Annotated in this window: 10 protein-coding genes and 1 tRNA gene; 3 read left to right on the forward strand and 8 right to left on the reverse strand. The window is 71.4% G+C overall.

The window, feature by feature from the left end; all coding sequences use genetic code 11:
• Nucleotides 1-3 precede the first annotated feature (3 nt).
• From rho to ACWGSR_RS28905, 7 genes are all read right to left on the reverse strand, one after another.
• Nucleotides 4-2,091, reverse strand: coding sequence for a transcription termination factor Rho (rho, locus tag ACWGSR_RS28875; RefSeq protein ID WP_453570625.1), 2,088 nt, complete (start codon nt 2,089-2,091; stop codon nt 4-6).
• A 413-nt stretch (nt 2,092-2,504) separates the two neighbouring features.
• Complete coding sequence (thrB, locus tag ACWGSR_RS28880; RefSeq protein WP_366371931.1) at nt 2,505-3,422, reverse strand: homoserine kinase; 918 nt, start codon at nt 3,420-3,422, stop codon at nt 2,505-2,507.
• A gap of 317 nt (nt 3,423-3,739) precedes the next feature.
• Nucleotides 3,740-4,810, reverse strand: coding sequence for a threonine synthase (gene thrC, locus ACWGSR_RS28885; RefSeq protein ID WP_453570628.1), 1,071 nt, complete (start codon nt 4,808-4,810; stop codon nt 3,740-3,742).
• A 6-nt stretch (nt 4,811-4,816) separates the two neighbouring features.
• Nucleotides 4,817-6,115, reverse strand: coding sequence for a homoserine dehydrogenase (locus tag ACWGSR_RS28890; RefSeq protein ID WP_376237020.1), 1,299 nt, complete (start codon nt 6,113-6,115; stop codon nt 4,817-4,819).
• 147 nt (nt 6,116-6,262) lie between these two features.
• Entirely contained in the window at nt 6,263-7,654 is a 1,392-nt protein-coding gene (gene lysA / locus ACWGSR_RS28895) for a diaminopimelate decarboxylase (RefSeq protein WP_453570631.1), read from the reverse strand.
• Nucleotides 7,655-7,670: 16 nt separating this feature from the next.
• Nucleotides 7,671-8,630, reverse strand: a complete 960-nt coding sequence (gene nrtL / locus ACWGSR_RS28900) for an ArgS-related anticodon-binding protein NrtL (RefSeq protein ID WP_376236952.1) — start codon at nt 8,628-8,630, stop codon at nt 7,671-7,673.
• Nucleotides 8,631-9,015: 385 nt separating this feature from the next.
• The gene (locus tag ACWGSR_RS28905; RefSeq protein WP_453570634.1) at nt 9,016-9,795 is read right to left on the reverse strand and encodes a response regulator; all 780 of its coding nucleotides are present in this window, start codon (nt 9,793-9,795) and stop codon (nt 9,016-9,018) included.
• 55 nt (nt 9,796-9,850) lie between these two features.
• Between ACWGSR_RS28905 and ACWGSR_RS28910 the strand changes: the two genes are divergently transcribed.
• A tRNA-Arg gene (locus ACWGSR_RS28910) sits at nt 9,851-9,922 on the forward strand.
• 238 nt (nt 9,923-10,160) lie between these two features.
• Here ACWGSR_RS28910 and ACWGSR_RS28915 read toward each other — a convergent pair.
• Nucleotides 10,161-11,381, reverse strand: a complete 1,221-nt coding sequence (locus ACWGSR_RS28915) for a tyrosine-type recombinase/integrase (RefSeq protein WP_453570637.1) — start codon at nt 11,379-11,381, stop codon at nt 10,161-10,163.
• A 252-nt stretch (nt 11,382-11,633) separates the two neighbouring features.
• Between ACWGSR_RS28915 and ACWGSR_RS28920 the strand changes: the two genes are divergently transcribed.
• Nucleotides 11,634-11,897: a CopG family transcriptional regulator gene (locus ACWGSR_RS28920; RefSeq protein ID WP_401545064.1), complete on the forward strand. Its 264-nt coding sequence runs from the start codon at nt 11,634-11,636 to the stop codon at nt 11,895-11,897.
• Nucleotides 11,894-12,307 carry a PIN domain-containing protein gene (locus tag ACWGSR_RS28925; RefSeq protein WP_453570640.1) on the forward strand — a complete coding sequence of 138 codons (414 nt, stop codon included), beginning with the start codon at nt 11,894-11,896 and terminating at the stop codon, nt 12,305-12,307. The genes ACWGSR_RS28920 and ACWGSR_RS28925 overlap by 4 nt, the downstream gene beginning before the upstream one ends.
• Nucleotides 12,308-12,416 lie beyond the last annotated feature (109 nt).

Here is a 12,416-nt window from a genome sequence, read left to right on the forward strand (position 1 = left end):
GCGTCAGTCGTTGTTGCTCGCTCCGGGGGTGGTCTTCTGGATCTGGAGGAGGAACTCGCCGTTCGACTTCGTCTGCTTCATCTTGTCGAGCAGCAGCTCGATCGCCTGCTGCTGGTCGAGCGCGTGCAGCACGCGGCGCAGCTTCCAGGTGACGGCGAGCTCGTCGCTGCCGAGGAGGATCTCCTCCTTGCGCGTGCCCGAGGCGTCGACGTCGACGGCCGGGAAGATGCGCTTGTCGGCGAGCTTCCGGTCGAGCTTGAGCTCCATGTTGCCGGTGCCCTTGAACTCCTCGAAGATCACCTCGTCCATGCGCGAGCCGGTGTCGACCAGCGCGGTGGCCAGGATGGTCAGCGAGCCGCCGTCCTCGATGTTGCGCGCGGCGCCGAAGAAGCGCTTCGGCGGGTAGAGCGCGGTCGAGTCGACACCACCGGACAGGATGCGGCCGGAGGCCGGGGCGGCGAGGTTGTACGCGCGGCCCAGGCGGGTGATCGAGTCGAGCAGGACGACCACGTCGTGACCCAGCTCCACGAGGCGCTTGGCGCGCTCGATGGCCAGCTCGGCGACGGTGGTGTGGTCCTCGGCCGGACGGTCGAAGGTCGAGGAGATGACCTCGCCCTTGACCGACCGCTGCATGTCGGTGACCTCTTCCGGACGCTCGTCGACCAGGACGACCATCAGGTGGCACTCGGGGTTGTTGTGGGTGATCGCGTTGGCGATCGCCTGCATGATCATGGTCTTGCCGGTCTTCGGCGGGGCCACGATCAGACCGCGCTGGCCCTTGCCGATCGGCGACACGAGGTCGATGATCCGCGTGGTCAGCACGCCCGGGTCGGTCTCCAGGCGGAGCCGGTCCTGCGGGTAGAGCGGGGTCAGCTTGTTGAACTCCGGGCGGCCGCGGCCGGAGTCGGCGGCCATGCCGTTCGCGGAGTCCAGGCGGACGAGGGCGTTGAACTTCTCGCGGCGCTCGCCCTCCTTCGGCTGACGCACGGCACCGGTGACGTGGTCGCCCTTGCGCAGGCCGTTCTTGCGGACCTGGGCGAGGGAGACGTACACGTCGTTCGGGCCGGGCAGGTAGCCCGAGGTCCGGATGAACGCGTAGTTGTCGAGGATGTCGAGGATGCCCGCGACGGGGATCAGGACGTCGTCGTCGGCGACCTGCGGCTCGCCGGCCTGGAAGTCGTCGCGGCCACGGCGCCCGCGGCGGTCGCGGTAGCGGCCGCGACGGCCCCGGCGGCCGCCGGCCTCGTCGTCGTAGTCGTCCTGCGGACCGGCCTGCTGGCCGCCCTGCTGACCCTGGCCGCCGCCCTGGCCCTGGCTCTGGCCCTGACGCTCCTGGCGGTCCTTGCGCTGGCCGCCCTGGCCGCCGCCCTGCTGGTCGTCGCCCTTGCGGTCGCGCTGGCGGTCCCGGCGGTCGCGGCGGTCACCGCGCTCGCCGCGGTCCCGGCGGCCGCGGCCCTCGGCGCCGTCGACGGCGCCGTCGGTCCGGGTGTCGGTCTGCGCCTCGGCCTTGACCTCGCGGGTCTCGGTACGGGCTTCCGCACGCGCCTCGGTCTTGACCGCCTGGGCGGTCTCGGCCGCGCCGTCCGGCGAACCGGCGGGGGCGGTGGCGCGACGGCGGCGGCGCTCGCCGGCCGGCTGCTCGTCGCCCTGCTCCGACGGGGTCTTGGGCGAGGGCTGGCCCGGGATGTCGATCTGCTGCTGGGTCGCGGCCTTCTCGGCCTTCTCCGCCTTGGGGGCGGGGGCCTCGGCGGCGGGCTCCGCGGCGGTCTCGCCCGTACGGGCCTTGGAGGTGGCGCGGCGCTTCGGCTTGGTCTCGGCGGCGGCGTCGGCGGCCTTGGCCGGGGCGGCGGAGCCCCCGCCGGCCTGCGCCTCCTTGATGACCTCGATCAGCTGGCTCTTGCGCATCCGCGCGGTGCCCCTGATGCCGAGGCCGGACGCGACCTGCTGCAGCTCGGCCAGGACCATGCCCTCGAGGCCGGTGCCGGAGCGGCGGCGCCGTGCGGTGCCGCCGGTGGCAGCACCTGCGGCGGGCGCGGCGTTGTCGACACTGCTGTCGGCAGTCACGCCCATCAGATCGGTGGTGTCGCTCACGAAGGGTCCTTCCCTGGAGCGGACGTCGGCCATCTGGCTCGGCGACCGGTTGTGCTGTCCGGCAGGGTCCTGGTGTGTGGACCGAGTCCGGGGCGGTGGTCCCGCCGGGTGCGGCGGAAGAGAGGAAACGTGCTGTGGGTCCGGCCCGAGGCCCCCTGCTCGGCCCTCACGAGAGAAGAGCGAGGGGTGTCGTGCCGGTTCCGGAGCGTGCTCGAAACTGCTCAGGCGGGCTGCTCAGGCAGTTGGGGAGGCTCCCGGAAGAATGGGTGGTCCCTGAGGGGACACTCCGCACCGCTCCACAAAGAGGTCGGGTGCAGACTTGAGGTTAACACTACCGGCTCCAACAAACATTCCCCCTCTCACTCACCGGCAATCTGCCGACCGGGGCGCTGCCCGGCGCCCCGGCCCGTCACCTAGGGCGCCAGCGGCAGGACGCTCGCGCCGGACGCGTCGAGGTCGAGCCGGTTCGCGGCCCATCCCCCGCCCGCGAGCAGGGCGACCTTGTCGGCGGTCCCCCGCTCGGCGAGGGCGAGGACCGTGGGGCCCGCGCCGGAGATGACCGCGGGGACGCCGTCCGCCCGCAGCCGGTTGACCAGGGCGACGCTCTCGGGCATCGCGGGAGCGCGGTACTCCTGGTGCAGCCGGTCCTCGGTGGCCGCGAGCAGCAGCTCGGGGCGGCGGGTCAGGGCCTCGACGAGGAGGGCGGCGCGGCCGGCGTTGGCGGCGGCGTCCACGTGCGGGACGGTGCGCGGCAGGAGTCCGCGGGCGGTCTCGGTCAGTACGGGCTTCCCGGGGACGAAAACCACCGGAACGATGGAATCGGAGGGGTCCATCCTGATGGCCCGCGCGGCGCCGGACTCGGTCCAGGCGAGCGTGAATCCGCCGAGGAGACAGGCGGCGACGTTGTCGGGGTGGCCCTCGATCTCGGTGGCCAGCTCCAGGAGGGCGGCCTCGTCGAGCTTCGCGTCGCCGCCTATGGTCACGGCGCGGGCGGCGACGATGCCGGCGCAGATGGCGGCGGAGGAGGAACCGAGACCGCGGCCGTGCGGGATGCGGTTGGCGCAGACGACCTCAAGGCCGCGCGGCTGCCCGCCGAGCAGGTCGAAGGCCGTGCGCAGGGAGCGTACGAGCAGGTGGCTCTCGTCGCGCGGGAGCGTCTCGGCGCCCTCGCCGGCGATGTCGACGTGCAGCCCGGAGTCGGCGACCCGGACGACCACGTCGTCGTAGAGCCCCAGCGACAGGCCGAAGGCGTCGAAGCCCGGGCCGAGGTTGGCGCTGGTGGCGGGGACGCGCACCCGTACGGCGGCGGCGCGGAACGCTGGACCGGCCATCGCTCGTTGACTCTCCTTGGATTGCGACAACGGGTATTTCAACGGGTATTTCAAGAGAAGTACACCGGGACCCGGCGGGCCGTTTCGGCCACGGGGGCGACAACGGCAACGACACCGCGCATATGCGTCGGGGCGGGTCGGTACAGCCTATCGAAGGAAGGTTCTGCGGCGACATAGGGCGCACAGGAGGCGCACGATGCGTGTCGCGGGCCGACCCGTGCCCCCTCTGTGGATTCCTGATCGGGCTTCACCGCACGGCACTTCCCGTACGGGGGACGGCCCGGAGCGGGACGCGTCCCCCGTACGGGGGAACGGGATCAGGCCAGGCCGAGGCGCTCGGCGGCGGCCGCAGCGTCGACCGGGACGGTGACGGGCTGCGGCGCGCCGGCGACGGCCCAGTCGGGGTCCTTGAGGCCGTTGCCGGTGACGGTGCAGACGATCCGCTGGCCGGGGTCGACCTTGCCCTGCTCGGCGGCCTTCAGCAGACCGGCGACCGAGGCGGCCGAGGCGGGCTCGACGAAGACGCCCTCCTGCGCGGCCAACAGGCGGTAGGCGCGCAGGATCTCACGGTCCGTCACCTCGTCGATGAAGCCGCCCGACTCGTCGCGCGCGGCGATCGCGTAGTCCCACGAGGCCGGGTTGCCGATGCGGATCGCGGTGGCGATCGTCGACGGGTCCTTGACGACCTCGCCGCGCACGAGCGGGGCGGAACCGGAGGCCTGGAAGCCCCACATGCGCGGCTGGCGGGTGGCCAGGCCGTCCTCCGCGTACTCGCGATAGCCCTTCCAGTACGCGGTGATGTTGCCCGCGTTGCCGACCGGCAGGACGTGGATGTCGGGGGCGTCGCCCAGCATGTCCACGATCTCGAACGCGGCGGTCTTCTGGCCCTCGATGCGGACCGGGTTGACCGAATTGACCAGCGCCACCGGGTAGTTGTCGGAGAGGCGGCGGGCCAGGGTGAGGCAGTCGTCGAAGTTGCCGTCGACCTGGAGGATCTTCGCGCCGTGCACGAGGGCCTGGCCCATCTTGCCGAGCGCGATCTTGCCCTGGGGCACGAGCACGGCGGACACCATGCCGGCGCGCACCGCGTAGGCGGCGGCGGAGGCCGAGGTGTTGCCGGTGGAGGCGCAGATGACGGCCTGCGCGCCCTCCTCCTTGGCCCGGGTGATGGCCATGGTCATGCCCCGGTCCTTGAAGGAGCCGGTGGGGTTGGCGCCCTCGACCTTGAGGTGCACCTCGCAGCCCGTGCGCTCGGAGAGGACCTGAGCCGGAACGAGCGGCGTACCGCCCTCACGGAGCGTGACGACCGGCGTCGCGTCCGTGACCGGAAGGCGGTCCCGGTACTCCTCGATGATGCCGCGCCACTGGTGGGTGCCCTTGCTGGTCATGGGTCCTTACTCCCCTTCAACACGCATGATGCTGGCGACACCGCGCACGGTGTCGAGCTTGCGCAGCGCCTCGACGGTCCCGGAGAGGGCGGCGTCGGGCGCGCGGTGGGTGACGACGACGAGGGAGGCCTCGCCGTCTCCGTCCTGTCGACCGTGCTGGCGCACGGTGTCGATCGACACGCCGTGCTCGGCGAAGACCGTCGCGACCTGGGCGAGGACGCCCGGCTTGTCGGCCACGTCGAGGCTGATGTGGTACCGCGTGACGACCTCGCCCATGGAGCTGACGGGCAGCTGGGTGTACGCGGACTCCCCGGGGCCGTTGGCCCCGTCGAGCTTGTTGCGGCACACGGCGACGAGGTCGCCGAGCACGGCCGAGGCGGTCGGCGAGCCGCCGGCGCCGGGGCCGTAGAACATGAGCCGCCCGGCGGCCTCCGCCTCGACGAAGACCGCGTTGTACGCCTCGCGGACGGAGGCCAGCGGGTGGCTGAGCGGGATCATCGCGGGGTGCACGCGCGCGGTGACGGACCCGCCGTCGGCGGCCCGCTCGCAGATGGCGAGCAGCTTGATGGTGCAGCCCATCTGCTTGGCGGAGGCGAAGTCGGCGGCGGTGACCTCGGTCATGCCCTCGCGGTAGACGTCGTCGAGGCGCACGCGCGTGTGGAAGGCGATCCCGGCGAGGATGGCGGCCTTGGCGGCGGCGTCGAAGCCCTCGACGTCGGCGGTCGGGTCGGCCTCGGCGTACCCGAGGGCGGTGGCCTCGTCGAGCGCCTCGGAGTAGCCGGCGCCGGAGGTGTCCATCTTGTCGAGGATGAAGTTCGTCGTGCCGTTGACGATGCCCATCACCCGGTTGATCTTGTCGCCGGCGAGGGACTCGCGCAGCGGCCGGATGAGCGGGATGGCGCCGGCGACGGCGGCCTCGTAGTACAGGTCCTGTCCGTACCGCTCGGCGGCCTCGTAGAGGGTCGCGCCGTCCTGGGCGAGCAGCGCCTTGTTGGCGGAGACGACGGAGGCGCCGTGCTCGAAGGCGGCGGTGATGAGGGTGCGGGCCGGCTCGACGCCGCCGATGACCTCGACGACCACGTCGATGTCCCCCCGTTTGACCAGGGCGGTGGCGTCGGTGGTGACCAGCTCCGGGGCGATGCCCTCGCGGACCTTGTCGGGCCGGCGGACGGCCACGCCGGCGAGCTCGACCGGGGCGCCGATGCGCGCGGCGAGGTCGTCGGCGTGCGTCGTCATGATGCGCGCCACCTCTGAGCCGACCACTCCACAGCCCAGCAGCGCCACCTTCAGCGGACGCGTACGCATCATCCGACCTCGTTTCTCGTACTACTTCGTATTGCTACGTTCGTATCTCTACGGTCCCTACGGTGTGGACCAGTCTCACTCACCGGACGGGGGTTTCCGCCCTTTGTCCGGATCGTGAGACATGGATTCCATCACCCGACTATTTCATCACCCGACGTCGAGACGCAGGAGATCTTCCTCCGTCTCGCGGCGGACGATGACGCGCGCCCCGCCGTCGCGGACGGCGACGACGGGCGGGCGGAGCGCGTGGTTGTAGTTGCTGGCCATGGAGCGGCAGTACGCGCCGGTGGCCGGCACGGCGAGGAGGTCGCCGGGGGCCAGGTCGGAGGGCAGGAAGGCGTCCCGTACGACGATGTCGCCGCTCTCGCAGTGCTTGCCGACGACGCGGGAGAGCATCGGCTCGGCGTCGCTGGTCCGCGAGACGAGGGCGACGCTGTACTCGGCGTCGTACAGGGCGGTGCGGATGTTGTCCGACATGCCGCCGTCGACGCTCACGTACGTCCGCAGCCCGTCGAGCGGCTTGATGGTGCCGACCCGGTAGAGGGTGAAGGCGGTGGGCCCGACGATGGCCCGCCCGGGCTCGACGGAGATGCGGGGCGTCCGCAGCCCGGCGGCCTCGCACTCCCTCCTCACGATCTCGTTGAGGGCCTTGGCGATCTCGTGCGGCTCGCGCGGGTCGTCCTCGGAGGTGTACGCGATGCCGAGGCCGCCGCCGAGGTCGATCTCGGGCAGCTCGACGCCGTGCTCGTCGCGGACCTCGGTGAGGAGCTGGACGACGCGGCGGGCGGATACCTCGAAGCCGGCCATGTCGAAGATCTGCGAGCCGATGTGCGAATGGATGCCGACGAGTTCGAGCCCGTCGAGCTTGAGCGCCCGGCGCACGGCCTCGGCGGCCTGCCCGCCGGCGAGCGCGATGCCGAACTTCTGGTCCTCGTGGGCGGTGGCGATGAACTCGTGGGTGTGGGCCTCGACGCCGACGGTCACCCGGATCTGCACGCGCTGCCGCTTGCCGAGGGACTGGGCGACGTGGGCGACGCGGACGATCTCCTGGAAGGAGTCGAGCACGATCCGCCCGACGCCGGCGCTCACCGCCTTCTCGATCTCCTCCTCGCTCTTGTTGTTGCCGTGGAAGGCGATGCGCTCGGCGGGCATGCCGGCGGAGAGGGCGGTGGCGAGCTCGCCCCCGGAGCAGACGTCGAGGTTGAGCCCCTCTTCCTCCAGCCACCGCACGACGGCCCGGGAGAGGAAGGCCTTCCCGGCGTAGAAGACGTCGGCGTCCGGACCGAAGGCCTCGGCCCAGGCGCGGCAGCGGGCGCGGAAGTCGGCCTCGTCGAGGAAGTAGGCGGGGGTGCCGAACTCCTCGGCGAGGTCGGTCACGCCGATCCCGCCGACCGTGGCGACCCCGTGCTCGTCCCTCCCGACGGTCCGGGACCACACCTTGGGGTCGAGGACGTTGAGGTCGGCGGGCGGGGCGGAGTAGTGGCCCTCGGGGAGGACGTCGGCGTGGCGGGGCCCTGCGGGGTGGGCGGAACGGCTCATGTCTGCGTCTGCTCTTTCAGATCCGATCGGGTGCGCTGATGCCGAGCGCGGAGAGGCCACCGGCGAGCACCGTCCCGGCGGCTTCGGCGAGCGCGAGCCGGGAACGGTGGGCGGCCGAGGGTTTCTCGTCGCCGAGCGGCAGCACGGCGTGCTGGAACGCGAGCAAGGCGTCGGCGACGGCTTCGAGGTGCCGGGCGACCCGGTCGGGGGCGCGGTGACGGGCGGCGGAGAGGAGGACGGGGGGGTGGTCGCGGAGGAGGCCGAGGAGTTCGGCGCCGTCGCAGTCCCCCGGTTCGGGGGAGAACCCGAGCTGCCGGGCGTTGACGAGCAGCCGGCGGGTGCGGGAATACGCGTACCGGACGCGGAAGAGGGGGTTGCGCTCGTGCGGGACGAGGAGGGGGGCGGGGTCGAGGGCCCGGTCGTGGGGGGCGGCCCGCAGAAAGGCCCAGCGCGTGACGTCGTCCCCGTACGCGCCCGGCTCGCCGGGCCGCACGTGAATCCGCTCGCCGTCGTGCGCCCCGACCTCGGCGTCGGCCCCCTGGGAACGCAGCAGCCGGGCGAGGGTCTCGACCACGACGGCGGCGCGGGGACCGTCGCCCCCGGCGAGACGGACGGTGGTCCCGGCGAGGGCGGCACCGTGCCCGTACGAGGTCCCGGCGGCCAGGATCCCCCGTACGAGATCGGCGTCGGCGTCCCCGCGCAGGGTGAAGTTCAGGAACCCGGGCCCGGTGATCTCGACGGACCGCAGCTCCGGAACGTCCCGGAGTCGTTCTTCGAGGATCCCGGCGACGTCGAGGGCGCTGCGCCCGGCGGGCCGGGCGAGGGCGAGGGCGATGCTGCTGGCGTACTCCCCCGCTCCCCCGGGCCGGGCCCGCTCGACCTTGGCACGGGGAGGGACGTCGACCCGCAGAGCACCGTCGTCGACCGCACGGCGCACGGCGCGCAGCACGGTGAGGGAGAGGTCCGCGGGGGTCACGGGACAAGCGTAGGGGAGGAGGGGGGGCCTGACGCGAACCGGTTTCGCCATGCGGGCAGCGGGGCGGCGGAGCGGCTCGTGGGAGGGGTCGCTCCGGCGGGGAGGAAGCGGTCGGGGAGGAGGTCGCCCCGGGGGGCGATCAGTCGGGTGAGAAGTCACCCTGACGGGGGGATCGGTCGGGGAGGGAGGGTCGCTCTGATGAGGGGGTCGGTCGCGGAGGGGCCCCTCTGGCGAGGAGGTCACTCTGTCGAGGGGGGCAGTCGCGGAGGGGCCCCTCTGCCGAGGAGGTCACTCTGCCGAGGGGGTCAGTCGGCGAGGGGGGCAGTCGGCGAAGAGGTCGGTCGGCGAAGAGGTCGGTCGGCGAAGAGGTCGGTCGGCGAAGGGGTCAATCGGCGAGGGGATCGCTCCGACCGTCGACGGCTCCGCCGAGGAGCCCGTCGCGGGACACCTCTCGAAGCCCGTCACGGGCCCCTTCTCGGAGACCGTCGCGGGACCCCTCCCGGAGACCTTCGTGAAGACCGTCCGGGGCCCCCTCTCCGAGACCGTCGTCCCGGAGGCCGTCCCGGGGCCCGTCCGCGAGCCCCTCTCCGAGGCCGTCCCGGGGGATGTCGGCCACGGCGGGCTTCAACCCGCGGACCGCGGCCGGTTCCTCTCCGCCGTCCCGCCCCGCCGCGTCGGGACGCTCCCGCCGCTCGCGGTGCATCAGCTGCCGCACGACACGGACGAGCTCGGTGGGCTCGAAGGGCTTGGAGAGGAAGGCGTCGACCCCGGAGGCGGCTTCGCCGGCGGCATCGCCGCAGGCGCTGATGATGGCCACCGGAAGATGCCGGGTCCGCGGATCGGCCCGCAGCCGCTCGGCCGTCCTGATCCCGTCGAGACGGGGCATGACGACGTCGAGGGTGACGACATCGGGCCGAACCCGATGCACGACATCCAGACACTCGGCACCATCGGCCGCGGTCACGACCTCGAACCCCTCGAGTTCGAGATTGACCCTGATCAACTGCCGGATCACCTTGTTGTCGTCGACAACGAGCACCCGGCCGGACGCGCCTGACACACGAACGAGAGTAGGCCGCCCCCGACGACCGCGTCCGGCTTTTACCCACTTCTGACCCGTGCGGGGGACACGCCCCTCCGTGACACCCCGGAAATACCTGTTCACAGGCACTCCCCCGAAGCTGGTAGGGTTCTACCCGTCGCCGCCGAACGCGGCGGACGCCCCCGTAGCTCAGGGGATAGAGCAACGGCCTCCGGAGCCGTGTGCGCAGGTTCGAATCCTGCCGGGGGCACTTCGCGAGAAGTGCCAAAGAAGCCCCTGACCCGCAGAGATGCGAGTCAGGGGCTTCTTTGTCGATGCCGGAACGCACACGGCCCATGTGGCCGTTGCACTTTTGGGGTCCTGGTCACCCAAGCGCCTTTGACCTGCACTTTTACCCCAACCCATCTACCAGACGAGGCGTTCAAGACCCCTTAAAACCGGCCCACGCGGGACATCTGTGGGACGCTCACGAAAAATGTGACGGGCAATCAGTCGTACTCGTTCAGGAGTGCGTCAATGCGCTTGTTGGCGAGGACCTGGCGCCCGTAAAGGCACTTCGCGTACCGGGTCATGAGGACCTCGACACTGTTGCCCGCCCGCTCGGCCACCTCGGTGGGATCGACACCGGCGTTCAGCCAAGTGGACAGGGCGGAGTGCCGCAGGTCATAGGGGCGGGCGGCGAGGGGTGACGCCCGCAGGTCCGGCGGGAGAGCAAGTTCACGGGCCTCGTGCCAGGCGCGGTCGTAGGTGGTGGAGCCCACGATGCCGCCCTTTTCGTTGAAGAACAGCCGGCCGTCGCCCGCAGTACCGAAGGTGTCGGCGCTCTCCCGCCACAGGCTGACGAGTTCGGGCGGGAGCGGCACCGTACGTGTGTCTCCCGGCGGGCGACTCTTCAGGCCGCGCAGGTCGTGAGTTCGCCCGCTGTCGGTCCACTTCTTTCCGACAAAGGGACGGGTGGCATGAAGGACTACGCTGCCCCATCCCTCCGCCGGTAGGTCGCAGTCCGGCAGCGTGACCGCAACGACTTCGGCCGGCCTCAGCCCGGCGTAGTACATCCCGGCGAAGAGACCGACCAGCCTCCGCCCACGGGCCCGTTCGAAGCCCCCGACATAGGAGACCGCCCAGAGCAGGTTCCGAGCCTGCACGGGATTGACGACGACACGGGGGTCAACCTGTTTGGTGGTCTCGGTGATGCGCCAGCTGACGTTGGCCAAGGGATCGGCACGGAGCTGGCCCTGCTCGATGGCGTACCGCACCGCATTCACGAGCGTCATGCGTTTGCGCCGCTGTGTCTCGGCAGCAGCGATCGTGCCGTCCTGCTTCAACCGGAGAGCCTGCAGTACGCTCCGCATCACGGCTGGGTCCAGCAGGTCGTCCAGGGGACGTGAGGCCCGGGCAACCCAGTCCAGAGTCAACCGCACCTCTGCGGGCGCCGTGCGCACATCAGGCCGTGGCACCACGAAGGCCCAGTTCCGCAGCGCTCGCCGCAACAGTTCGTCGTTCGGCCGGCCTCGCGCCTTCCGAAGCATCGCCCGGGTGATCGAGCACAGAGCATCATTGGTCTCGTTGCGCGTCTTCGCCGCGACCTGCCCCCAGCGCGCCTCCAGATATTCGAGCGCGAAGGCATACCAACTGACAGAAACCGAACCATGCCCCCTCTTCGCCCTGCCGAAGTCATCCGCCGCAGCTTCCCTGACGGCCCGGACCAATGAGGCACCGAGTTCGTCAGCCAGCGCCCTGACACTCTCCCCGCCTCCAGCAGACCGCCCCCGACGGGACTGTGAAGCAATCACCGTCCTCGCCCCACGCCTCCCCTTGGACGCTCCTCGTAGCTGGTCCGTTGGCTTCCGCATTGCGTCCACCGCCTCTCTCCAGAACAACGCATCACCCGTGGAGGCAATGCCGGAGAGACAAGATTTCATCTCCTCAGAGGAGGGAAGACGAGAGGTAGGATAAGTAGCATGAGCGAGCCCACCGGCAAGTACTCGATCACCATGCCGCGCGACATCGCCGAAGCCGCCAAGGCCCGCAGCGGCCCCTCCGGCCTGTCCGCCTACGTGGCCGCGGCCGTCGCCCGCCAGATCGAGCGCGACAACCTCAACGAGCTCATCACCGTGGCCGAGGCCGAACACGGGCCTGTCACGGACGAAGAGATCCAGTCCTTGCGCGACCAGCTCACCCAGGCACGACGCGAGCAGACCGAGCGCGGAGCGAGCGCGGCGTGACCCCCTCCCCCGCAGTCCCCGGTGGCACCCTCGTCCTCGACAGCGAGGGACTGGCCAAGGCCGTCCTGCGCGACCGTACGGTCACCGGCTGGCTCGCCCTGGCACGTGCCGACGACCTCCGCGTGATCACCTCGGCGGCCACCCTCGTCGAAGTGGTCCACCCCCGCATCAACCGCCCGGCCCTGGAGTGGACCCTCTCCCGCCTGGTCGTCGAACCGATCACCGAACCGATCGCCCGCCACGGCGCCGCGCTCCTCGCCGACGCCGGCCTGCACGGCCACAAGTACGCCATCGACGCCATGCTCGCCGCCACCGCCCTCGCAGCCCCCGGACCAGTCACGATCCTCACCTCAGACCCCGAAGACCTCACTCTCCTCTGCGGCGGACGCGCCACCGTGCTCAAGGTCTGACCCGGAGCCCCATCTGTGTCACCGCATTCCGGCACAGCCGACGAAGGGCTTTACGCTGCGGGCCGAAACTCCGCCTTCACGGCCTGTGACGATAATCACCCCGACGGTC

The organism is Streptomyces sp. NPDC055632 (assembly GCF_053618675.1).

What these genes read in the sequence shown, in the direction of transcription:
- thrB (WP_366371931.1), bottom strand. Translation starts at nt 3,422, where the DNA reads ATGGCCGGTCCAGCGTTCCGCGCCGCCGCCGTACGGGTGCGCGTCCCC.
- ACWGSR_RS28920 (WP_401545064.1), top strand. Translation starts at nt 11,634, where the DNA reads ATGAGCGAGCCCACCGGCAAGTACTCGATCACCATGCCGCGCGACATC.
- ACWGSR_RS28890 (WP_376237020.1), bottom strand. Translation starts at nt 6,115, where the DNA reads ATGCGTACGCGTCCGCTGAAGGTGGCGCTGCTGGGCTGTGGAGTGGTC.
- lysA (WP_453570631.1), bottom strand. Translation starts at nt 7,654, where the DNA reads ATGAGCCGTTCCGCCCACCCCGCAGGGCCCCGCCACGCCGACGTCCTC.
- thrC (WP_453570628.1), bottom strand. Translation starts at nt 4,810, where the DNA reads ATGACCAGCAAGGGCACCCACCAGTGGCGCGGCATCATCGAGGAGTAC.